This is a genomic window from Imperialibacter sp., from assembly GCF_048007035.1.
Classification (GTDB): domain Bacteria; phylum Bacteroidota; class Bacteroidia; order Cytophagales; family Cyclobacteriaceae; genus Imperialibacter.
Window position 1 is genome coordinate 5326365 of sequence record NZ_CP180355.1, and the last position, 24754, is coordinate 5351118.

Below are 24754 nucleotides of genomic sequence, written 5' to 3' on the forward strand. Positions count from 1 at the left end.
CGTCCGGGTCAATTGGCGCCAATCCACTTTTTGAACTCAGCAGCCTTGAGTTGGCTAATGATCAAAGGCGCATCAGCATCTGGCTCAAGTTCTATGAGCAGTTTTCCGTTGGCCTCGTTCATGAAGGCCTTGCACGACTTGCGGTGAAGAATGACCTGCCTGTTGGCCCTGAAATAATCTTTCTCATTTAGGAGCAGGGAGATGTCGTCCAGCGTGTAGTTGACCGATAGTCGGGTATTGCTGAACGTGGTGATGTAAACAACGGAGTTTTTGATAAACGCATTGGCAATGTCCTGCAGGTCAATCGGGACATTCTTTCTTCCAATCATTCCTACAATGGATTTTTTTGTTTCAACGGCAGTGTTGGGGGACGCCTGTGTTTTAGCTTTTCGGTAGAAGTAGTAAATGAGATAGTAGAGGTTAAACTGGGCGATCACAATTATTGTGAAGGGAAACTCGTAGTCGGGAAACGAGGTAGAAGAAAGAGGTAGCTGGTAGTGCAGGTAGAAATAGAGGGCCACAATAAAAATGCACGCCACAGAAGGAAGCGCAATGCCAAAAAAGACCTGAGTAAGAATACGTGCTATGGGCGTTTCCAACCAATCATATTTTTGCTGCAAAAACACTGTAACCATTCGGACATAGAGCCATAGTGCTGACGTGAGGGTAAACACAAAAAGCGTATCTGGCACAAAGGAGCTGTCCTGAAAGAGCTCGAACCAGTCCTTTTCTGCTCCAATGGAAATGAACAGTTGAGAGACAATAAGACTTACACCTAAAATAATCCAAACGTCGTGGCGAAGCGGAAGGGTGTAGCGTGTAGTCATAGCAAACAAAAATCGAACAAAAATCGCAACTTTGGAAAAATGTTGGTTTGGCTAGTTCGGCGATATTTCATTTGCAACCATCCGTCGGAGAAAGCAAATGGATTGTTTGCGCTCATTGGGAACGATTCACCTGATTACAATGGTTGTGTTGTGCAGTAAGCGCTAGCGCTTTTGGAATAGCGAAAAAAGACCGAGGGAGCATTACTTTAGAAAAAACAGTGTTGATGGATATAACTACAGAAAAACTTGCCACGCTGTTTCCAGGAATGGAATCAGGCCTTAAAGAAGCCATATTGAGTGAAGGGCACGTAAAAAATGTTAAAGAGGGAGAATTGCTCGTTAGCTCCGGCCAGTATATCAAATCAGCCATGCTGGTGATAGATGGTCTGGTGAAAGTTTCCAGAGAAGACGAGGATGGCAAGGAGTTTCTGATGTACTACCTGGAGCCGGGTTCAGCTTGTGCACTTTCACTTTTGTGTGCTGCTCGAAGTGAAAAGAGTGCCATTTCGGCCAAGGCTGTTTCTGATGTCACCATCATCACAGTTCCTTTTGTTTTGACCGAAACTTGGCAAACCAGGTACAGAACATGGCACGAATTTGTGGTAGCCACCTACAGAAAGCGATTTGAAGAGTTGCTCATTACTCTTGACAGTGTGGCGTTCAAATCAATGGACGAACGCCTTGTCTTTTATTTGAAACGTCAGATGAAAGTGTCAGGAAAATTGCTGGCCATCTCACATCAGGAGATTGCCAACGACCTGAGCACTGCCAGAGAGGTGGTGTCGAGGTTATTGAAAAAACTGGAGCAGTCGGGAGCTATTGTATTGAGCCGAAACCATATTGAAATCATTAACCTCGACAAAATTTTTGACTAGTTTTGCCAGAGTGATCATTGTCACTGAAGTCGGTCTTCCGCTGGTATACCTTTGCTGAAGGAAATTGAAAAATAAACAACAATGATAGTAGAACAGATATACACAGGATGTTTGGCACAGGGTGCCTACTACATAGAGAGTGAAGGCGAAGCGGTTGTTATAGACCCATTGAGAGAAGTAGCACCTTATGTGGAGAAGGCCAAAAGAAGAGGAGCTAAAATTAAGTATGTGCTGGAAACCCATTTCCACGCTGACTTCGTTTCCGGGCATCTGGACCTTTCCAGAATAACGGGAGCACCCATTGTTTTTGGCCCCAATGCCAAGCCTAACTTTGAGGCTCACATTGCCAGCGACGGAGAGGAGTTAAAAATCGGCAATGTGACTATTAAAGTGCTTCACACTCCTGGGCACACCATGGAGAGCACCACTTATTTGTTGCTGGATGAGGAGGGTAAAGAAAATGCTATCTTCTCGGGCGATACGCTCTTTATCGGTGACGTGGGAAGACCTGACCTGGCTGCCAAGTCGCACCTGAGCGTGGAAGATCTCGCAGGTCATCTTTTTGACTCACTTCGAAATAAGATTATGACATTGCCCGATGACGTGATCGTGTACCCAGGACATGGAGCAGGCTCAGCTTGTGGAAAAAACATGAGCAAGGAAACCACTGATACGCTTGGCCATCAAAAAGAAACCAACTATGCCCTGAGAGCAAACATGACAAGGGATGAGTTCATCAAAGAAGTAACTGACGGATTGGCGCCCCCGCCGGTGTACTTTCCGGAAAATGTGATGATGAACAAGATGGGATATGAAAGCGTGGATAAAGTGCTTAGTCGTGGCTTGCAAAAGCTCTCTGCCGAAGGGTTTGAAGCGGCAGCTAACGAAACGGAGGCGTTGGTGCTTGACACCCGTGATCCAAATGTTTTCTCAAAAGGATTCATTCCTAACGCTATCAATATAGGTATCGACGGCAGCTTTGCCCCTTGGGTAGGCGCATTGATCCTGGATATTAAGCAGCCGATTCTGATTGTGGCTGAGCCGGGTAGAGAAGAAGAGGTAGTAACAAGGCTGGCAAGAGTAGGGTACGACAATACGATCGGTTATCTGGAAGGCGGTTTTGCGACCTGGAAGAAGGCAAAAAAGGAGATAGATGAGATTGAAAATATTTCAGCGGCCGAATTCTCTGACAAGTATGATAGGGAAAAGCTCGAGGTGATTGATGTGCGCAAGCCGAGTGAATTTGCCGCTGAGCACGTGGAGGATGCCAAAAACCTGGCGCTGGATTTCATCAACGACCATATGGCCGACTTTGACAAAGAAAAGCCATTGTACCTTTATTGTGCTGGCGGGTATCGCTCCATGATTGCGAGCTCTATCCTGAAAGCCAGAGGTTGGGACAATGTCATCAATATTGAAGGCGGCTGGAAGGCGATTGAGACAACCGGCGTACCCAAAACGGATTATGTTTGCCCTACCACGTTACAGAAGTAGTCAATAAGTTTTAGAGAATTATGTCGTGCCCTCAGCAATCGCTGGCGGCACGATTTTTTTTTTGAATTCCTCTGTGCACCTAGTCTAGCTCGTGCTTTGTATTGATCGAGAATTTATAGCGATCGCCCCGGTACAATGATCTTTCGATCTCAACAATTCTTCCATCTTCGGAGAAGATGGCTCCATCGAGCATAAAAGCTGCCAGAGGTACGGTGTTCTCGAAATAGTTCTGAGGATCACCGGGCGAAAGAATGACCGCTCCCATTGTTCTGTGAGCATTGCCCAACTTTAGTTTGTACTGATCCTCGTAAATGGCAATCAGCGGGTCTTTCAGCTCAATAAGGTGAATCTTCGGGCAAGCCACCAGAGAAATGTATCTGGTCTCATCTTTCATTAGCGTGTCGTCGGCGTATCTCAGGCGGTGAACCTTCAACACCGGGCCGTCGATCTTCATATGTCTGTTATCGATTTTGGATGACAGGCCACTCTCAAGGATTGTCTTTTCAAGAATAATATCTTTTGGCTTGAACCCTTCTTTGATCAGGTTGCCGTCGAAGCTGTTTTTCATGGCGTCGAACGAACCAAGGACCCTGGTAACGTGCCGGTCTTCCGTTTTATTTAACACATAAGTGCCTCTTCCTTTTATTCTGGTTGCCCATCCCTGTAATTCTACTTCGTGCAAACTCTTGCGGGCTGTAGTATTGCTCACGTTGTGCTCTTTGATCAATTCGTTCTCAGAAGGCACCTTATCGCCAGGTAAAAGCTCACCTGACTCGATTTTTTGAATGATTTCTTTGCTGATTAAAATATACTTGGGGACTGGCCTTTTCATTACTCTAAGTTTGGCGGACAGCTAATTTGAAATTTTTTTTTGTCATATTAAAATTTACTTACTACATTAGGTTCTTGAACTTAGTGCGTTAAGGCACCCTATGAAAACTACAACAAAGTATTGGTGGGTCGTATTCCTGCTACTAATAGCTACGTCTTTAAGCTTCCTTGACAGGCAGGTGCTGTCCATTGTCATTATTAAAATAAAGGAAGATTTATTTATATCCGATGTCGAGTACGGATTTATCAACTCGGGTTTTCTGGCAAGCTATGCCATCATGTTTACCCTCGGCGGTGTACTTATAGATAAATACGGTAGCCGACTGGGTTTGGCCGTTTCTGTAGGGTTTTGGTCTTTTGCCACCATACTGCACAGTTTTGCTGGCAGTGTATTTCAATTTGCTACTTTCAGGTTTTTGCTCGGCATAGGAGAAGGAGGATGTTTTCCCGGTGCAGTTCGGGCAGTTATTGAATGGGTACCCAAAACAAAACATTCCCTGGCGAACGGCATTGCCATCGGCGGATCTGCGCTTGGTGCTGTTATTGCGCCACCACTGTGTGCATACTTTTTAGGGTTTTGGGACTGGCGCTACATATTTATAATGACTGGCGCTTTCGGGTTTGTTTGGTTGGTGGCCTGGCTTATCATTACAAAAAAGAATGAGCTGGCAGAGGCCCCGTCAAAAAGTGAGGTAGCTGAAAAAAGAAGCTTCAGCTTCATTAAAGTACTCAAATCCAGAGAGGCATTGATTTTCATGGCCATGCGCTTTGTGCTTGATCCCATTCTTTACTTCTATATGTTTTGGATTCCCAAGTACCTGAACGAAAGTCATGGTCTTGCTGTAGACAAGATCGGCCAGTTGCTGTGGGTTCCTTTCCTGGCGTTGGGCGTTGCGAATGTGACGGGCGGATGGGTATCGGACTTCATCTTTCAAAAGACTGAAAAAGAAGCATTTTCCCGCCGGGTCGTCATGGGCTTTGCCGCCTTAATGACACTGCCAGTAGCAGCCATAGGGCTTTTGGATTCCTATGTAGTCATCTTGGTGTTGGTTGGGCTGGCTTTCTTTGCCCACGGATTATGGATCACCAATTACATTACTTCGATTGGGGATGCGTTTGGCAAAACAGCTTCATCCACGGTTGTGGGGCTCTCAGGGAGTGCCGGCGCCCTGTCGTCACTGGTACTTAATCCGGTGATTGGGTTTATTATTTCCACGTATTCTTACGATTCAGTATGGATTTATTGCGGGCTTATGTATCCCGTTGTATTTATAGGTTATATGATTTTCACTGCAAAGAAAAAGTCAGCGGCTTTTACTGCCGCATAATTTTTTTTCAATTTTTTAAATAGTGCGTTAAGTTAAACTTATTAAGCGTTAAGAATTTTAAAACATTATTATGACAAGAATAGGGGTTTTCGGAGTAGGCTACGATAAATACTGGTCTCAGTTTGAAGGCTTGTTGGAGGAGCTGACGGAGAAACAGGATGTGTTCATTAAGAGGGTGAAATCCAATGGCGTTGAGGTGATAGACCTGGGCCTGGTGGACAATCCTGAAAAGGCGTACTGCATGGTCGACAAAATTGGACAGGCAAACCTGGACATGATTTTTTGTGACATGCTGACTTATGCAACGTCAGGAACTTTCGGGATAATTATTAAGACCATTAATATTCCAATTGTGCTGGTTGCACTGCAGCCATTGAAAGCGCTGGACTATTCAAAGGCGTCTACCTACATGCAACTGGTAAACGACGATATCTGTGCATTGCCGGAGTTTGCCGGAGTAGCCGTGCGGATGGGTAAGAAGGTGCCCGATATGATTATCGGCACGCTGTATGATGACCCTGAAGTTGATGCGGAGATTGAGGAATATTGCCGAATAGCCAGGGTGCTGCACGATTTAAAGAAGGCTCATTTGGGGCATATTGGGCACCCAATCAACGCCATGCTCGACATGCATTCCGATGCGACCATGCTGACGTCTTTTTTTGGTAGTCACATTGTGCAGTGTGAGGCCAACCAGCTAATGAAATGCTATGAGGAGGTAACCGAGAAGGAGATAAAGGACTGCGAGAAGAAGATTCTGGATTTTTTCGACACTCCTGATCCCGTTTCTGACCCGATTTCCATGAAGCTGAAGGAAGACGACCTACGCATGGCTGCCAGGGTGAGTGTGGCCCTCGAAAGATTTGTTGAAACGCATAAGCTTGACGGGCTGGCTTACTACTACGACGGCCCTGAAAACAGCGAGCTTCGTGAGGTCATGTCGAACCTTATTGTCGGCAATTCACTTCTCACAGCGAAGCACATTCCTATGTGCGGAGAGTCGGATTTAAAAACACTTATTGCGCTTCTCATTTTCGACCGCCTTTCGATAGGCGGGAGCTTCGCAGAGTTCCATCCGGTCGATTTTAAAGAAGGGTTTGTGCTGGTAGGTCACGACGGGCCACACAACATTTCTATTGCCGACGGGAAGCCTGTTTTGAGGAGCCTGAAGAAGTACCACGGCAAGCCGGGTCACGGTGCAGGGGTGGAGTTCAAAATCAAAGAAGGACCCATTACCATGCTGTCGATCAACTCGACCTATGATGGAAAATTCAAATTCATCATAGCAGAGGGTCAGTCAGTGTCTGGCCCGATCCCCCCAACAGGCAATACAAACACCAGGGGATTCTTTGAACCTGATGTGAAAACGTTTTTAACCAGATGGATCAAGGAAGGCCCAACACACCACTTTGCGCTGGGTGTTGGTCACCACGCATCAACGCTACAGAAGATAGCAAATTACTTAAACATTGAATCGCAAGTTATCGCCAGCGATAAATAATAAAAGTTAAATAAACACATACTTATGACTATGAAAAACTACTTAGAGAATCTGGTTTTGATTAAGAAAGGAGTTTGTGAAAAGTACCTTTGCATGTTTGTTTTCGCACTGGCACTTCTCGCAGGATTTCCAACTCTTGCTCAAAATCAAAATGGTGTTTCCGGCGCTTTTAGTGTGTCGGGAGTTGTTGTTGGCTCCGATGGGATGGCCATTCCGGGAGTAAGCATTCTAGTAAAAGGTACCAGCTCAGGTACTATCTCTGACGCAGAGGGTAAATACACGGTGAATGTTGATGATTCAAATGCTGTATTACTTTTCTCGTTTATTGGATACCAATCTCAGGAGGTGTCGGTAGGGTCACGGAGAGTGATTGACGTGACCATGGAAGACGACTTCAAGGTACTTGGAGAAGTTGTGGTGACAGGTTACGGAACGCAAAAGAAACAGGATATTACCGGCTCTATCGCTCGGGTAGATGGAAAGGATATGATGTTGCCATCCACGTCCAGCTTTGATCAGATGATCCAGGGAAGAGTGTCCGGTGTGCAAATTTCGCAAACGTCGGGGGCTCCCGGAGGAAACGTCAACGTATTGATACGTGGTGTAAGCTCTATTACGGGAGGAAACCAGCCGCTTTATGTTGTTGATGGTTACCCGATATCTACTGGTGGAAGCTCTGATTTCTCTTCTTATGGTGGAGGTACTTATTCGTCAGCTGGTATAGCTAATAACACGCAAAGTAGAATTAACCCGCTTGCGTCAATAAATCCGGCAGATATTGAATCGATAGAAGTGCTGAAGGATGCTTCTGCAACGGCTATTTATGGTTCAAGAGGTGCTAATGGTGTTGTGATTATTACCACAAAAAGAGGAGCAGTAGGCAAGCCTACCATTAGCTTCGATATGTCTTACGGCCTGCAGCAGGTAGCCAACAAGCTGGATATGATGAATTCTGCACAGTACGCTGAATTTGTTGCTGATGGCCGGGACAATGCAAGAGTTTACGTTGGCGGTCAGGCGACTGACCCAAACGAAGTAAGGGCTGGCGCTCATTTTGTGCGGCCTGAGTTTAGAAACCCATCTTCCATTACCACTAACACCGATTGGCAGGATGTCATTTACAGAACTGCCCCGGTAGCCAACTATCAGTTATCAGCAACCGGCGGGTCAAATAACGTTAACTATTTTATCTCTGGCGGCTACTACGATCAAAAGGGAGTGGTTGAAACCTCAGATTACAAGAGGTTTAACCTCCGCTCAAATGTTGATGTCAACTTGACTGACAGGGTAAAAGTTGGAACATCGCTTTCAGGCTCGCACGGCTTTGGTAACTTCCCTAACACTGAGGGACACTACGGAACCGGTGGTGTGATTTCTCAGGCACTGGCTGCCGGCCCAACAATACCAGTTTATGATGCCGATGGCAACCCTTACAACAGCCAGGCAGACGTAACTGATGGACTGGGATGGCTTCAGAATCCATTGAACCTTCTTGCAGGCTTTTCAGACAACAGAAAGGTGACGGATATCTACAGTAACAATTTTATTGAAGTGACAATAGCTGATGGTCTTACTTTCAAAACCACGGCGGGCATCCAGTACAGTACCAACGATGCCAAGATCTGGAGATCATCGCTTATTCCAAACTTCACCTCGCTCAACTATCCTTCCAATGCAGGTGCAACCAAGACGGAAACGATGAACTGGTTGAACGAAAACACATTGAATTACAAGCATATTTTCAATCAGAAGCACAGCCTCGATGTGTTGGTAGGTTTTACCGAGCAAAAGGAGAGCTGGGACAGGCTGTCTGTTGGTGCGTCTGATTTCCCGACCGATAACGTAACCTTTGTTTCAGGAGGCATTGTCAACGCCGGAACTCATGTCATTTCTGAGTGGTCAATGGTTTCTCTTTTGTCGAGGGTGAATTATTCTTACGACGGCAAGTACCTATTTACTGGAACTGTTCGTAGAGACGGTAGTTCTCGCTTTGGTGCTAACAACAAATGGGGTACGTTTCCTTCACTCTCTGTTGGTTACGTGATTTCCGAAGAGGACTTTATGCAATCGGTTAACTTCATCAGCAGCTTGAAGGTGAGAATGAGTTACGGACTTTCCGGAAATAACCAGATTGGAAACTACTCGCACATCGGACTTCTTTCCACTTCAAGGTACGTTCAAAACAACAGCCTGGTGGCAGGTTTGGTGCCCAGTAGTTTGTCAAACACTGACCTTACCTGGGAGAAATCGAAGCAGACAAACTTTGGTGTCGATCTGAGCATGTTTGATGACCGTGTTTCGGTAACCGCCGAGTTTTACAAAAACCTTAAGACTGATTTGTTGCTTGGAGTTCAGTTGCCCGCAGCGTCAGGTTTTACCTCCTCGACACAGAATATTGGTGATATCGAGAACAAGGGTGTAGAGTTGGCGATTCAGACTGTCAACATTAAGCAAAGCAAATTTGAGTGGAGAACGGGTGTTACGTTCAGCAAAAACAAAAACAATGTATTGAGATTGGCGACAGAAGGTGGCCGGATTACCAACTCAGCCTACCAGATTACTCAGGAAGGTTATCCGATTGCCAGCTTCTTCATGCAAAATGCCATTGGCGTGTACAAAACGAATGAGGAGGTTACAGGCACTGCCGTTATTCACCCCAATGTTCAGGCTGGTGATTTGATTTTTGAGGACGTGGATGGCAACGGCACCATTAACTCGAATGACAGAAAGATTGTCGGCGATCCATGGCCTGATTTTGTATGGGGATTGACCAACAACTTTACTTATGGAAACTGGGGGCTTGGTATCACTCTCAACGGTTCTCAGGGAGCTGAAACCTTTTTCCAGGCGGGAACTATCATCCTAAACAACGCAGGCGTTCAAAATCAGCTCGCCCTTGGTGACAAGAGGTGGAAGTCTGAAAGCGACCCGGGCGATGGATATCAGGGTAGAGCCATCAGGAATAACTATGCAAACGGCTTTGGTACGTCGTCGCACTTCTTGTTTGACGCCTCATACCTAAGGATCAAAAATGTAAATCTTTCCTACAGGTTGCCGAAAGCTGCTATTTCAAAGCTGGCCTTGTCGAATGCATCGTTTTACCTGAACATTAGCAATCTGTACACCTTCACAGACTACCCGGGATACGATCCTGAATCAAGTACTGCTGGTAACAATGTTGTCAATTCAGGGGTGGATTATCTGACGTATCCGCTTGCTCGCACTTATACCCTCGGTGTAAACGTGACATTCTAAATACCGGAGAACAACCCTTTAAAAAAAGAATCATGAAAAAGACAATAGCAATATTTACTGTACTTATTCTCTCTCTGAGTTCTTGCAACGATTTTCTGGAACTAGAGCCGGAATACGTTGTCAGCGAGACTGGATTTTATAAAACAGCGAAAGACTTCGACACCGGTTTAATTGGCGCATACTCGGGCCTTCAAGACCTGCATAGCTTGTCGTTGCTGTACATCACAGAGCTGACCACCGACAATGCGGAAATACAATGGAGTTCCCCAACGACGGCAGAATCGGAATGCGACGAGATGAACATGACACTTGCCAACTCGTTTGTGGGAGAAGTTTGGAGCGATAGTTTTACGGCCATTTCAAGGGCCAATACTATACTTTCAAAGCTGGATGGTGTTGACATCAGTGAGGCGTTAAAATCTCAGTATAGAGGTGAGGCTCTTTTTCTCAGGGCCTACAATTACTTCAATTTGGTAAGGCTGTTTGGAGACCTTCCCTTGATCACCGTTTCGTTCAAAAGCCCTAAAGAGATAGCGGATTTTGACATGGGCAGAAAGCCGGCGAGTGAGATCTATAACTTGATTGTATCTGACTTAACTGCTTCGGCAGGTTTTCTGAAAGACGTTTCGGGGCTGAGCAAGTCGAGGGCTTCTGAGGGTGCTGCTTCAACGCTCCTTGGCAAAGTATACCTTACTATGGGAGAACATCAGTTGGCCGCTTCCGTGCTCGAAGACGTGATGGGCATGGGGTATACGCTTGAGGACGACTATGCCGCTCTGTTCTCGCCAGGAAATGACGAGCTTGGAGAGTCTATTTTCGAGGTGAAGTACATGTCAGGCAATGTGGGTGAGGGTAACAGGTTTTCATCTGTGTTTTTCCCAGCCCTTTTCAACCTGGGCATGTTTCCCGGCAACATGCAGGGCAACGGCCGAATTAACCCAACTTCAGATGTAGCCAGTGCTTACGAGACGGGAGATGCCAGAAGACCGGTGTCTATCGCCGACTCTGTGAGACTACTGGACGGTACTTATGGAGATTACCTTGCAGGATTGAAGTTCGTCGACTTTACTACCGGGATACTTGGCGATGGAGGTGTAAACTACACGTCGCTGCGCTATGCCGATGTACTGCTGATGTATGCTGAGGCACTTAACGAGCTTTCAAGAACTGACGATGCTCACGAGTATCTCAATATGGTGAGAGAAAGAGCTGACCTGGATGCTTTGGCAGGTCTTTCGAAAGCCGACTTTTCTCTGGCTCTGGAGAGAGAGAGAAGAGTTGAGTTCTTTAATGAGGGACATAGATGGTTTGATCTTTTGCGCACAGGCAGGTTACAGACAGTAATGAACGCCCATTTTGCAGCAAAGGGACAAAGTTTTACAGTTGAAAATTATGAGTTGTTAATGCCAATTCCACAAAGAGAATTGGACATTGATGTGAATCTTGCCCAAAATGATGGGTATTAGCAAAGTAGGTAGGTAGGGTGAAGTCGTTCCAAAGACCTATGATGAGCTTAGCTTCCTTTTTGCGAGGCAAAAGTCTCATCATAGCTTTGGTCCGACCCTACAATCCCTTATAAGCAATTCAAGAGAGCTAGCTTCAGTCAAGCAATCGTAAAATAAATTTCAGAAGATGAGTCGTTTAGTTGTGTTGGCCCTGGTGGGTTATATAATGGTTTCTTGTAGCGGAAGTCACGAGCAATCTCAAATGCTAGCGGATAGCAAAAACCTTGGAGTAAAGCGTTTCAATAATATTACCCTGGAGCTATCCCTTAAACCCTTCAAAAAGAATGACAAGCAATATATTGAAGATGCTTGTAAAGAAATATTTGCTGGCTGGGGCTCATTGGTAAGGCATGCCGACACAGTGTCGCTCATGCTTTGGACCGCCGACGGTTCGGAGATACTTGACTATAGCGGAAGCCTGGATCAGCGGCTAGAATGGGCCAGATATATTGGCAACCCAAATGCGGAGCACGAAGTCAACTCTGAACCGGAAAATGAGAATCTTTCAGTTCACCAGCGGGCTTTTACCTATTTGGATGACACACCTGACTTTAACTATGGTGACCTGAAATACATAGTAAGCACGCTGAAGCGTGTGGGTGAAACGATGACCGGTAAACCGGTTCGTGTAGGGGCTACTTTTGATCCCGGGCCTGAATTTGCCAAGTCACCCTTCAAATATGAGAAGCACCCTGAGATATGCATGGGCTCTACCATGGGCTCAAAGACATTTGTGGTCTGCTATTCCACGCTAAATGAAGACAGCGATAGTTATGCCGGATTCCCCAATGGCATCAAACAGGACACACCTTTTGGCACCTTCTTCGGCAGCCAATCGCAACACTTTTTAACCGACCTGGGCTTCGACTACCTATGGCTTTCAAACGGCTTCGGCTTTGGTATGGAAACCTGGAGTGCCACGGGAGCCTTATTTGATGGAGAGAAATTCTATCCTGAAAAATTCAGCGATGTACAGGAAAAGATAGTCAATTTCTGGACACTATTCAGAGAGCAATGTCCGGACTTCCGGATTGAGACAAGGGGCACCAACCTGTCCACAGGCATTGACCTGGCAGCGGATGGTGTCGACCTCAAAAGTATTTACAACGGCGGCTTTAACCTGCTGCCTCCACCAAATTCACCCTGGGCTGCTTTAAACGGCGACTTTGGATTGGAGCTCGCCGGCTACATGTCACGTATAGCTGAGCTGCCGGACAATCGCTACTTGTTCCGTTATTACACCCACGACCCATGGTGGGTGAACAGCCCCTGGCTGGATCGCTATGGCAGAGAAGCACATGATATTTACCTGCCGATGTCAATTTCCACCATCAACAGCAAGGGTGAGGCAATGCTGCCAACCCATCTGAATTTCCTGACCATTGACGACTCGTATGGCAATATGCCTGTGCAGGTACCGGATGAGGTGACCCCGCACATTCTGCAAGCCAGAAGAAACGCTCCCGATCAGGCTGGGCCTGTTGTTTGGGTATATCCTTTTGACGAATACCATGAATGGGCTTCCGTGCAGCCCGAAAGGTTGCCAGAGATCTACTATGGCGATTGGTTTATTCGCCAGGCTATCAACGAAGGCTTTCCTATGAACACGGTGGTGTCTACCGGAAACTTCAGCCAGATCAGAAAAGATGGAAAACCAACTTTTAATGAATCCGTGCTCGTGACAATTGTCCCCGATGCGGGAAGTGAATTGGAGCAGCAATTGATGGCCTTTGTGAAAGCAGGGGGACAGCTGATGATCTACGGGCCAGTGGGAAATGGCAGCAAGGAATTCCTCGACTTTATGAATATAAAGGCTGAAGAGCCACTGGCTGGTGAATTTGCGGTGCAAATGGCCATGAACGGGGATAACATAGAAACCAAATCACCTATGGTGATGCAACATCCTGCTGACCTGTCTGGCGGAGGGATAGAAACGATGGTCGATGCCAGGGATAATTCTACAAAGGTACTGGCACAGGTAGTTCAGAACGGACAAAAGCGGGATGCTGTAGTATACCGGCAAAACCCGGACTGGAAGGGCGGAGCCGTGTGCTATGTCCGTGGAACCAATTCTGTGTCATACAAAGGCGGTCACTTGTTGACTCCGGATGATTCGGAGAAATGGTTTTCAGGGCCCTCTTTGATGCGATTTGGTCTGGGTAAATTGGGTTACTCAATCACCTACGACAAAAGTAGTGGAGGCATAAAAGACCCTATCAACTGCATTTCACGGCACAACAATTCCTTCTTCTTCTCTGGCTACCTTCCTAATCTGACAGTGGAACAGGCGTTCAAGTTTCCTCAAGGTGCCCCCATCATCATTGGTTGGGAAACACAACTGAAAAATGGAGCATCTACCTACAGGTTTCCAAAGTCATTTTTCGAAGAGAGCAGGTTCTTCGTGGAGCAGGAAGATGGCGTGATTTCGTGCTTTGACATTCCCCTGGCGACGAAAGGCACTAAGCGTCGAATTCAATTGACTGGTTTGAAAAATGCGAAGGTTCGGTTTTATCCACCCACAGGAGTTGCAGGCGAATCGGTGAAAGTGGTTTTGAACTCCAGTTACCCATTTGGTAAAGGACAACTGGAGGGACAGAGCGAAGAAAAGTTTGGTGGAGATTACTATCTGTATGAAAATGTAACTGGTCAACTGGTCGTGTCATGGTAAAAAACACTATTCATAAAAATCACTTAACGTTCCTGGAAGCATTTGCTGGACTGCTTGTATCCGTTGCGCTGTTGCTGCTTTTCACTTTCGCAGTGAGTGGTTGTACTCAAACGGAAAAAAGGGATGAAGCTGCTAAGCGCCCGAACGTTATTGTCATTCTCACCGATCAGCACAACCCGAATGCGATAAGTGCCCATGGCAATAAGTACTTGAGCACGCCAAATCTCGACTACTTGGTCAACAACGGGATCAGCTTTGCGAACTCCTACTGCACAACGCCTGTTTGTGGTCCATCTCGCAGCAGTCTTATCACCGGGTTGATGCCTCATAACACCGGCGTCGATTACAACGGTGATTCAATTAAGGACGGAGTCAAAAACCTGGGCGAAATACTTAGCACCGAAGGATACGAAACTGTATGGGCCGGGAAATGGCATATCCCGGGTTCTTATCCCCAGCGGAAAGATATTGACACGCTGGCGGGGTTCAAGGTTATCGACTTTTATGAAAATGATAAGCCCTGGGATTTGGGTGCCGATACTGACGGCCCTTTGGCAGATGCCACGGTGGAATATATCCAGCAGTACAGCGGAGAGAAACCATTGCTGATGTACGTGCAGTTTCACAACCCCCACGACATTTGCCATTTTCCCAGAAAGCCTGAGAACTACCCGAATGTTGGGCCAGATGTAGCCCTTCCGCCTTTGCCGGCTAATCATACCATAGACCCGAACGAACCCGAAATGATAGCAAACAGTCGTTTCCGGGATCACTATGGTGATGAGCTGCTCTTGTCGCAGGGCAACGACGAAACCAGGTGGAGAAATTACCTGTGGTACTATTATCGCAATACCGAAATGGTAGATGCTGAAATAGGTAAGGTACTGGACGCCTTGAGAGCTAAGGGAATGGATGAGAACACCATTATTGTCGTAAGCGCCGATCATGGCGATGGCATGGCGGAGAAGAAATGGGCAGCTAAGTTGTCGTTGTACGACGGGCCTGCCAAAGTGCCGTTTGTGGTGTACTACAAAGACAAGGTAAAGGCGACTGGTGTTGACAATCGGCTGGTAGTGTCGGGTGCAGACGTGGTGCCAACCATTCTCGACTATATCGGAGTAACCAGCAATATAGCATTCGACGGAGTCAGCCGCAGACCTTATATAGAATCGGATAAATATGACTCTGCCGACTTTGTAGTGACCGAACTGGCCGTTGATCCATTTGATAAATCACTCACCGGCCGGATGATTCGCAACAGCCGCTACAAATACAATTATTATTCGAAGGGAGAGCGAAATGAGGAACTCTTTGACATGGTAAACGACCCTCTCGAAATGAGCAACCTGGCAGGCGATGGGGATTATTTGTCTGTGAAGACGGAATTGAAGGGACAGCTAAAGAAGAGACTAGCGGAAACAAAAGATCCCTTTCAGCTATGATCCGGTAGCAATGGATAATGGCGTCTTTTAAACAGTAAACTACTAGCTCCTGATCGTGAGCCTTTCGTGGGCAGCCAGTACTAATTCTACCGCAGACGGAAGGTAGACCAAAGGTGTGCCAGTGGCGGTTGAGCGGATATATAGATACAATTTGTCTTAAGAAATAATTACGGCTTCCTAAACAGAGTCGGTTTGAATTATACACATACACTACTATGAAAACACGCTTTTCGACATTTATTGCCCTTGGATTATTCGTTTGCCTGCAATGCAATTTTGCCGTTGGGCAAAGTACATCTGCTTATGAGCAGGTCAAGTCATCGTTTCAAACTCCGCCACAAGGGGCCCGACCCAAGGTTTACTGGTGGTGGCTCAACGGAAACGTGGACAGCGTTAGGGTGAAAGAAGAAATAGCTGCCATGGACAGGGCAGGCCTTTCCGGTTTCGATCTTTTTGAAACGGGCGTGCCTCCGGTAGACACAATGGTTGAAGCAGGCCCGGCATTTCTAAGCAAGGAGTCCCTGAAGGTTATCAGGGTGGCTTTGGATGAAGCTAAGAAAAGGAATATGGACGTGGGCTTCAACATGGCCAGCAGCTGGAATGCTGGTGGAACATGGGTAACTCCAGAAAATTCGGCTAAGTCGATTTATGATTCGAGAATAGAGGTAAAGGGTAAGTCGGGAGGCAATATAAAGCTCCCATTCCCTGAGATTTCAAAAATCGATGCAGCTGGTAAAACGAGGGTAATTCAGTATCAGCGCAACGGGAAGCCGGTGTTCTACCAGGAAGTAGCCGTTGTAGCCATACCGTTGAAAAATGGAAAGCCTGACTGGGATCCGGCAAAGATCGTTGATATTTCCAGCCAGTTTGATCCGGAAAGTGAAAAACTGAACTGGAAGCTGACAGGCGACTGGGAGGTGCACCGCTACATCTGCTCCAACTCAGGCGAGCAGTTGAAGCGACCAAGTAAGTATTCCTCCGGTCCTATTATCGACCATTTCGACGCACAGGCCACCGAAGCCCATTTTCTCCATATTATCAATGTGCTGACAGAAGAAATGGGCGACTTGAGGAACACTGCCCTGAAAAGCCTCTACCTGGCTAGCTATGAGGCCACCGGCTTTACCTGGACGACCACATTGCCAGATGTTTTCAAGTCACTTACTGGTTATGAAATAAATACATTCTTGCCCGTGCTCCTTAATCAGTCATCCTTCGGGAAAGGAGTCGTTGAGAAGTTTATGAAAGATTATCAGCGCACATTGTCGGAGTTGATGATCACAAATTTTTATAAAAAGGCGAGGGAGGTGGCCAATGCACATGGTCTGAAAATCAATTCTGAAGCAGGAGGGCCTGGTATGCCGATGCACAATGTTCCCGCTGAGCCTCTCAAGGCACTTGGTGCACTCGACCTTCCCCGTGGTGAATTTTGGATCAACTACAATGCTTACAACGACCAGGGGGTAGACTTTCTGCGGGTCGTGAAGGAAGTGTCCTCCGCTTCCCATATCTACGGCAGGGGCATCGTGGAAGAGGAAGCCTTCACCTCATCTTTGAACTGGCAGGAAGGCCCGTTCGATATGAAACCAACCGGCGACCGGGCGTTTTGCGAGGGCATGAACAGGGTGGTGATTCACGGATTTAGCCACAACCCTTCAGGCATCGGTTATCCAGGCATCGTTTATCATGCAGGCACACATTTCAACGATAAAAGGATATGGCACCCGAAAATACGGCCATTCACTGACTACCTGGCCAGGGTTTCTGCAGTGTTCCAGCAGACCGATTTTGTAGCCGATGTGCTTTACTACTACGGAGATGCGGTGCCGAACTACGCAGGACCGAAAAATGGCCGCTTCATGGCTGGTCTGGGCTACGACTATGACGTCATCAATACTGAGATTCTTTTGCAGCTCAAAGTGAAGGATGGAAAGCTTGTATTGCCTACGGGTGGTCACTACAACCTATTGGCGCTGGAGGATGAGGGAGACATTAACCCCGCAGTGTTGCTGAAAATAGACGAGCTGGTGAGTGCAGGGGCTACTATCACCGGAGCCAAGCCGAAGAAAGTATCGGACAGGCCAGGTGGAACGCCGGCCATGGCCGCTATGATTGATAAGGTTTGGAATCAAAACTCGAAGGCGAAAGTAGTGGCCGGAAAGCAGCCATTCGAAGTGTTGCAGGCCAACAACATTGGCCCTGATATCAACTATTCAGACATAGCGCTCAACACACTCGACTACATTCATTACAACAAGAACGGTCTGGATTTTTACTTTGTAAGAAACACGACCGACGAATGGGTGTCAAGGGAGATCGGCTTCAGGCAGCAGGCCAGGGTGCCGGAGATATGGGATCCTATCAACGGTTCAATTTCCCCGGCAACCATCTACAATCAGAGCGGGCAATATATTCAACTGCCAGTTTCGCTACCACCGATGGGCTCGACTTTTGTGGTCTTTAAGCCAGGAAAGCAAGAGGTGAAGTTCTCAAAAATTACAGGGACTCAACAGCATCCACCTATGCTCAACTACACACCCGAAGGAGTGTTTTTGATGGAAGCAGGTGCCTTTGAAGTAAAAAAGCAAGACCAATCTTCATCCCTAGTTAATAATGTACATGTAAAAACCTTAACCGGAGCCTGGGAAGTATTCTTTTCTCCGGAATGGGGTGGGCCTGAAAGGAGGCTGTTCCCGGAGCTGAGCTCCTGGACAGACTCTGAGGAAGAGAGCATAAAATACTATTCAGGGATGGCCAGGTACAAAAAGCCATTCTATCATGACGTTAATGCAACCCTCATGAAAGACCAGCGGGTGTTTCTCGATCTTGGCAACCTTTCAAAAGTAGGTGAAGTGTGGCTCAACGGAGAACCGCTGGGAATCACCTGGGCAAAGCCCTACCGGTTCGATATTACCCACAAACTTAAAGCAGGCAACAACCTCTTGGAGGTAGAAATTGCCAACGTTTGGGCCAATCGCATCATAGGAGATGCCCGGACGGATGGAAAGGACTATACTTATTCCAACGTGCTAACAACGACAGTAGTAGGATTTGGCAGGCAGCGATTTTCCTGGGAAGAAACCCCGTTGGTAGAATCAGGCTTGCTGGGGCCCGTGCGATTGATTACTGTGAGCCCGCTATAACTGGTAAAAAATGAAGCAGTTGATTGAAACACTAACCCGATTCAGGAATCTAACATACGCTATATCATGAAGACACTCTTTTCTCTACTTATTGCTGTTGGAGCTTTACTTTGCCTTTCTTTCGATCAGGCCATTGCCCAAAACGCACCATCTTACGATCAACTAAAGGAAGGGTTCAAGTCGCCTCCTCCCGGGGCCAGGCCAAAAGTGTACTTCTGGTGGCTAAATGGCAATGTCGACACCGTTCGGGTCAAGGAAGAAATTGCTGCCATGGATCGGGGAGGCATTTCTGGCTTCGATATTTTTGAGATTGGCGTTCGACAAACTGACGACATGGTGGCAGCCGGCCCGGCTTTTTTGAGCGACGAGTCACTCAAGTCAATACGAGTAGCCTTGCTGGAAGCCAAAAAACGCAATATGGATGTTGGTCTGAATTTGGCCAGCAGCTGGAATGCGGGCGGTGCCTGGACGACGCCGGAGAATTCGGCCAAGTCAATATATTTTTCAAGCCTCGATGTAAAAGGTAAGTCGGGCGGGACTGTCAAACTCCCATTCCCTGAGGTACCTGCAAAAGATGCGAGAGGCAGGGCGAAAGCTATTGAATTTCAGAAGAACGGTAGGCCCGTTTTTTACACCGAGGTGGCCGTAGTGGGTATTCCGGTGGAAAATGGACAGCCCGTTTGGGATCCGGCAAAGTTCGTTGATTTGACGTCAAAGTTTGATGCCAGCAACGACAAGCTGACCTGGGATTTGTCGGGCGACTGGCTGGTGCATCGCTACATCTGCTCCAATTCCGGCGAGCAATTGAAGCTGCCGAGCAAGAATTCTGTCGGCCCTATCATCGACCACTTTGATGCACAGGCCACAGAGGCACATTTTCTGTACATCATCGGTCGTATTCAGGAAGCTATGGGTGATGACCTCAGCAAAACTGCCCTGAAAAGCCTTTACCTGGCGAGCTACGAGGCAACAGGCTTTGTCTGGACAACCACACTGCCTCAGGTTTTCAAGGAACTCAACGGATATGAGATCAACAAATACCTGCCGGTACTTTTCAACGAGGAAAATTTCAGCGAAGAGGTGGTGAGTAAATTCAAAAAGGATCGCCAGCGCACTTTGTCAGAATTAATGATCACCAATTTTTATAAAAAGGCGAAAGAGATATCAAACAAGTATGGATTGAAGATCAATTCTGAATCGGGTGGCCCGGGCCTGCCTTTGCACAACGTGCCAGTCGAACCACTTAAATCGCTGGGGGCTTTGGACTTGCCGAGAGGGGAGTATTGGATCCATCACGACCGGTTCAATGAGCAGGGAATTGATATTTTGAGAATGGTGAAAGAAGTTTCAGCTGCATCGCACATTTATGGGCGGGGTATTGTGGAAGAAGAGGCTTTTACCTCCTTCAAACATTGGCAGGAAGGGCCGTTCGACATGAAGCCCTCCGGCGACAGGGCCTTTGCAGAAGGAATGAACAGGGTTGTGGTGCACGGCTTTAGCCATAACCCGGCGGGCTACGGCTACCCGGGCATTGTGTACCATGCCGGCACCCACTTCAACGATAGAAGGGTGTGGTTCTCCAAAGTAAGGCCTTTCAACGACTACCTTGGCCGCATTTCATTTGTGTTGCAGCAGACCGACTTTTTCGCAGACGTGCTGTACTACTATGGCGACGCCATTCCCAATTATGCAGGTCACAAAAACAGCCGGTTTATGGTTGCCCCTGGTTACGACTATGAGATAACCAACACCGAGATACTGCTACAGGCATCAGTCAAAAATGGAAAAGTGGTGCTGCCTACCGGTGCTGCGTTTAGTGTGCTGGCACTGGAGGATGAAGAGGAGATCAATCCCCAGGTGCTGCAAAAAATTGATGAGCTGGTTCGTGCCGGAGCCAGGGTGACTGGCGCTAAACCTAAGAAAGTATCCGACATTCCTGGCCGCACCGAGGCGATGAATGCTACCCTTAATAAACTGTGGGGTGCCGGGAGCCAAAAAGTGCTCGACCAGCAGCCGGTGACCGTGCTGGAGACGCTTGGTTTGGGGCCGGACATAGATTATGTGGACAGAACGGCTAACACGCTCGACTATATTCATTATAACAAATCGGGGCTGGATTTCTATTTTGTAAGAAATACCACCGATCAATGGGTGTCGAGAGAGATAGGGCTCAGACAGCAGGACAAAGTACCCGAGATTTGGGATCCGGTATCTGGCTCGGTGTTGCCCGTTACCATTTATCGGCAAGACGGGAAGTACATCAGGCTTCCATTGTCGCTGGCGCCTTATGGTTCAGCGTTCATCACCTTCAAACAAGGGAAAAGCACCGCCAAATTTGAGCAGTTAAACAGCCGGGGACTTTTCCCTCCCTTACTGGATTACACAGCCAACGGCATTTTGCTGATGGAGGATGGCTTATTCGAGGCTACCAAAGCAGGGCAGTCTACCCCGGTAACAAATATCACGAAGCATCAACCGATCAGCGGGGCCTGGGAGGTGTTTTTCTCACAGGAATGGGGCGGGCCTGAACGGATAATATACCCTGAGTTGGTCTCATGGACTGAATCCGATATCGAAGGCATCAAATATTATTCTGGTAATGCAAAATATAAGAAGACCTTCCAGTACGATATCAACGCATCTTCCATGAAGAACCAGCGGGTGCTGCTTGACCTTGGCGACCTGTCAAAAGTAGGAGAGGTGTGGTTGAATGGAGTATCACTTGGCATTGCGTGGGTGAAGCCTTACAGGTTCGACGTGACTGATGTTTTGAAACCAGCCGACAACGTATTGGAGATAGAAATTGCCAATACCTGGTCGAACAGGATCACCGGCGATGCCCTGACGGAAGGCAAAGACTACACCTTCACAAATGTTGAGATCACAGACATCTTCGGATTGAATAAGATCAAAACACCGTGGGCGGAAGTACCATTAATCAGGTCAGGCTTGCTGGGCCCAGTCGAATTAATCACTGTCAGTCCGATAGAGTAACCATCTACCAAAAGTAAACTATCATGAAAAATATAGTACATATTATCACGGCCTCGCTATTTGTGGGGTTGCTGGGGCTCTTTGCGTGTGAAACGCCAAAAACCGATGACGGACTCACGGAATTAAGAGAGGGTTTTCAGAACCCGCCAGTCAAAGCCAGGGCCAAAGTGTACTGGTGGTGGCTCAATGGCTATGTTGACTCGGTAAGGCTAAAAACCGAACTGAGAGCCATCAAAGACGCTGGCCTTGGTGGTGTGGATATTTTTGAGATTGGCTTGCGGCGTGCCAGCGACGAGAAGGGGATCATACCTGCCGGGCCTCCGTTTATGGGAGAAGAATCACTTCATTTGATAAAAATGGCCCTGGATGAAGCGAAGAAGCTTGATCTGGAAGTCGGGTTGGGTGTAGCCAGCAGTTGGAACGCCGGAGGCACCTGGGTGGAGCCAAAACATGCTTCAAAAACGCTTTATGCATCCAAAACATTATTGACGGGTGGAAAAGAAGTGAAAATGAAGCTTCCCTTCCCGGAAATTACGCCCGACAGAAACGGGCAACCCAGAAAAATTGACTACCTGCCGGGCGGAAGACCAGTGTATAGTGAGGAAATCGCAGTGGTAGCTGTTCCAAAAGGTGCAAAAAACCTCGGTGACACCTCTCGCATTTTTGATTTATCAGCCCAATTTGATGCTGCCACGGAACTCCTTTCGTGGGATGCCCCTGAGGGAGAGTGGGATATATACCGATACATTTGTTCCAATTCAGGCGAACGGTTGATTGTGCCGTCTCCCAATTCTGATGGCCCCATTATCGATCATTTCGACTCAGCCGCCACCCGCATGCACATGATGTATTTCATCAACAAACTGAAGCCTCTCGTGGGAGATTTTAAGCAGAGTGCGCTCAAAAACCTCTACCTGGCCAGCTACGAAGCGAAGGAGTTTGCCTGGACGCCCACTTTGCCTGAGATGTTTAAGAAATTGCACGGGTATGAGATCAATAAGTTTATTCCTGCTATTTACGACGAGCAGCTATACGAGGAGAAGGTAAATGATGACTTTCAATTCGACTTTAGAAAGACATTTTCGGAGCTAATGATTCAAAACCATTACGCCAAATCAAAAGAGATTTGTAATGCCCACGGACTTGAGATCATATCAGAGTCGGGTGGCCCTGGTCACATGCACCACATTCCGGTGGAGACATTGAAGGCGCTGGGGGCATTGGACGTGCCCCGTGGCGAGTTCTGGTACAACCGGGAGTATTACAAAGAAGACAGCGTGGTAGATTATATCTGGCTGGTCAAAGAAATTGCGGCTGCCTCTCACATCTATCAGCGAAATATTGTTGAGGAAGAAGCTTTTACCAGCTATTGGGACTGGCAGGAGAGCCCGAAGGACTTGAAAATTATTGCTGATCGTGCGTTTTGTGAAGGCATGAACCGACTGGTGATCCATGGGTTTACGCATAATCCATCTGAGTTTGGTTATCCCGGCATTGTTTACCTGGCGGGCACTCATTACAACGATAAACGGGTTTGGTGGCCCATGGCCAAAGCCTTTAATGATTATCTGGCCCGCAACTCTTACATCCTTCAGCAAGCCAAATTTGTAGCCGATGTCTTGTACTACTACGGCGACGACGTGCCCAACCTGGTGCCACCTAAGAACACAAGATTCACGGCTGGCCCTGGTTACGACTACGAAGTGATCAATACTGATAAGCTAAATGAGTTGATTGTTGAAAACGGTGAAGTTGTACTGCCGGGCGTTGGTAGATACAAAGTACTGGCACTTGGCAATAATACGGAAATGAGCCCTGTTGCGCTGACCAAAATGAGAGATTTGGCTGCTTCCGGAGCGGTGATCGTGGGAGGAAAGCCCACCCGGGCAAATGGATTGGCTCGTCAGCCTGAGGCAACTCAGCAAATAGTGAGTGGTTCGGACGATTTGTGGACGGACGGAACGGAGAGTGGCAAGATAAGATCAAGTCAATCGCCGGAGGAAGCCCTCAGAGGATTAGGGTTAGTGCCGGATTTCAGCTACCCCGAGCAGGCCAGTGGAAAGCTGGATTTCATCCACTACGCCAAAGGCGATGCAGATTTTTACCTCATCCGCAATACGACAGACAGCTGGGTGTCTGAAAAACTATCCTTTCGCCAGAAGAACAGGGCGCCTGAGTTATGGGATCCTAAAACCGGAGAAATGATGCCTATTCCGATTTTCGAAGAGAAAGGCAACACAACGCTGTTGCCACTGTCGATTGCGCCATATGGGAGCTACTTCGTGGTGTTCACTAATCAGCCAGCGAAACCTAAAGGGAGCATCGAAAATACCGACATTGTGTACACGCCGCATGGTTTCTACTCAAGGTCGGCAGGTGGGCAGGCAAAGGCGGCAGCCATCGAAGGAGAATGGGACGTTTCCTTCAGCGAGGAGTGGGGAGCACCTGCTAAAGCTGTTTTCCCCGATCTTACTTCTTGGACGCAATCAGAGGTTGATGGCATTAGGTACTACTCCGGAATCGGCACGTATAATAAGACATTCGAGTTTGCAGGTTCAGTTGGCGAGGGGGACCGAGTGTACCTTGACCTGGGTGATCTTGCCGAAATGGCGGAGGTAACACTGAATGATCAGCCCGTAGGAATTGTGTGGACGAAGCCTTATCGGCTTGATGTTACTGACATGATCAAAGAGGGGACGAATACGCTAAGTGTACGGGTGGCAAATACCTGGTCCAACAGATTAACAGGTGATGCCATCACTGGGGAACAGTTTACGAATACGAATATCACCAATGCCAACAAAAACCTGACGCCGTGGAAGGATGTGCCGCTGAAAAAGTCCGGTTTACTCGGCCCTGTTCAACTTGAAATTGTTAAGCTCTTAAAGTAG

Annotated in this window: 13 protein-coding genes; 11 read left to right on the plus strand and 2 right to left on the minus strand. The window is 47.5% G+C overall.

Going from position 1 to position 24754, the window contains the following annotated elements; genetic code table 11:
• Positions 1–8: 8 nt before the first annotated feature.
• Positions 9–827, minus strand: a complete 819-nt coding sequence (locus tag ACMVP2_RS23060) for a LytTR family transcriptional regulator DNA-binding domain-containing protein (RefSeq protein WP_416865291.1) — start codon at positions 825–827, stop codon at positions 9–11.
• A gap of 224 nt (positions 828–1051) precedes the next feature.
• Here ACMVP2_RS23060 and ACMVP2_RS23065 point away from each other — a divergent pair, with 224 nt between their 5' ends.
• Positions 1052–1702, plus strand: coding sequence for a Crp/Fnr family transcriptional regulator (locus ACMVP2_RS23065; protein ID WP_339789612.1), 651 nt, complete (start codon positions 1052–1054; stop codon positions 1700–1702).
• 81 nt (positions 1703–1783) lie between these two features.
• Positions 1784–3196: an MBL fold metallo-hydrolase gene (locus tag ACMVP2_RS23070; protein ID WP_416865292.1), complete on the plus strand. Its 1413-nt coding sequence runs from the start codon at positions 1784–1786 to the stop codon at positions 3194–3196.
• 79 nt (positions 3197–3275) lie between these two features.
• On the opposite strand, the gene ACMVP2_RS23075 is transcribed toward ACMVP2_RS23070, so the two are convergent.
• Complete coding sequence (locus ACMVP2_RS23075; protein ID WP_416865293.1) at positions 3276–4028, minus strand: GntR family transcriptional regulator; 753 nt, start codon at positions 4026–4028, stop codon at positions 3276–3278.
• Positions 4029–4128: 100 nt separating this feature from the next.
• Between ACMVP2_RS23075 and ACMVP2_RS23080 the strand changes: the two genes are divergently transcribed.
• From ACMVP2_RS23080 to ACMVP2_RS23120, 9 genes are all read left to right on the plus strand, one after another.
• Positions 4129–5355 carry an MFS transporter gene (locus tag ACMVP2_RS23080; protein WP_416865294.1) on the plus strand — a complete coding sequence of 409 codons (1227 nt, stop codon included), beginning with the start codon at positions 4129–4131 and terminating at the stop codon, positions 5353–5355.
• A gap of 70 nt (positions 5356–5425) precedes the next feature.
• Positions 5426–6856 carry an L-fucose/L-arabinose isomerase family protein gene (locus ACMVP2_RS23085; protein WP_339789624.1) on the plus strand — a complete coding sequence of 477 codons (1431 nt, stop codon included), beginning with the start codon at positions 5426–5428 and terminating at the stop codon, positions 6854–6856.
• 30 nt (positions 6857–6886) lie between these two features.
• Positions 6887–10111, plus strand: coding sequence for a SusC/RagA family TonB-linked outer membrane protein (locus tag ACMVP2_RS23090; protein ID WP_416865295.1), 3225 nt, complete (start codon positions 6887–6889; stop codon positions 10109–10111).
• Between the two features lie 32 nt (positions 10112–10143).
• Entirely contained in the window at positions 10144–11577 is a 1434-nt protein-coding gene (locus ACMVP2_RS23095; RefSeq protein ID WP_416865296.1) for a RagB/SusD family nutrient uptake outer membrane protein, read from the plus strand.
• Positions 11578–11743: 166 nt separating this feature from the next.
• Positions 11744–14284: a hypothetical protein gene (locus tag ACMVP2_RS23100; RefSeq protein WP_416865297.1), complete on the plus strand. Its 2541-nt coding sequence runs from the start codon at positions 11744–11746 to the stop codon at positions 14282–14284.
• Positions 14278–15726 carry a sulfatase gene (locus tag ACMVP2_RS23105; RefSeq protein ID WP_416865298.1) on the plus strand — a complete coding sequence of 483 codons (1449 nt, stop codon included), beginning with the start codon at positions 14278–14280 and terminating at the stop codon, positions 15724–15726. The genes ACMVP2_RS23100 and ACMVP2_RS23105 overlap by 7 nt, the downstream gene beginning before the upstream one ends.
• A gap of 215 nt (positions 15727–15941) precedes the next feature.
• Positions 15942–18869: a glycosyl hydrolase gene (locus ACMVP2_RS23110; protein WP_416865299.1), complete on the plus strand. Its 2928-nt coding sequence runs from the start codon at positions 15942–15944 to the stop codon at positions 18867–18869.
• A 66-nt stretch (positions 18870–18935) separates the two neighbouring features.
• A complete protein-coding gene (locus ACMVP2_RS23115) occupies positions 18936–21863 on the plus strand; it encodes a glycosyl hydrolase (RefSeq protein WP_416865300.1) in 2928 nt (975 codons plus the stop codon).
• A 23-nt stretch (positions 21864–21886) separates the two neighbouring features.
• Complete coding sequence (locus tag ACMVP2_RS23120) at positions 21887–24754, plus strand: glycosyl hydrolase (protein WP_416865301.1); 2868 nt, start codon at positions 21887–21889, stop codon at positions 24752–24754.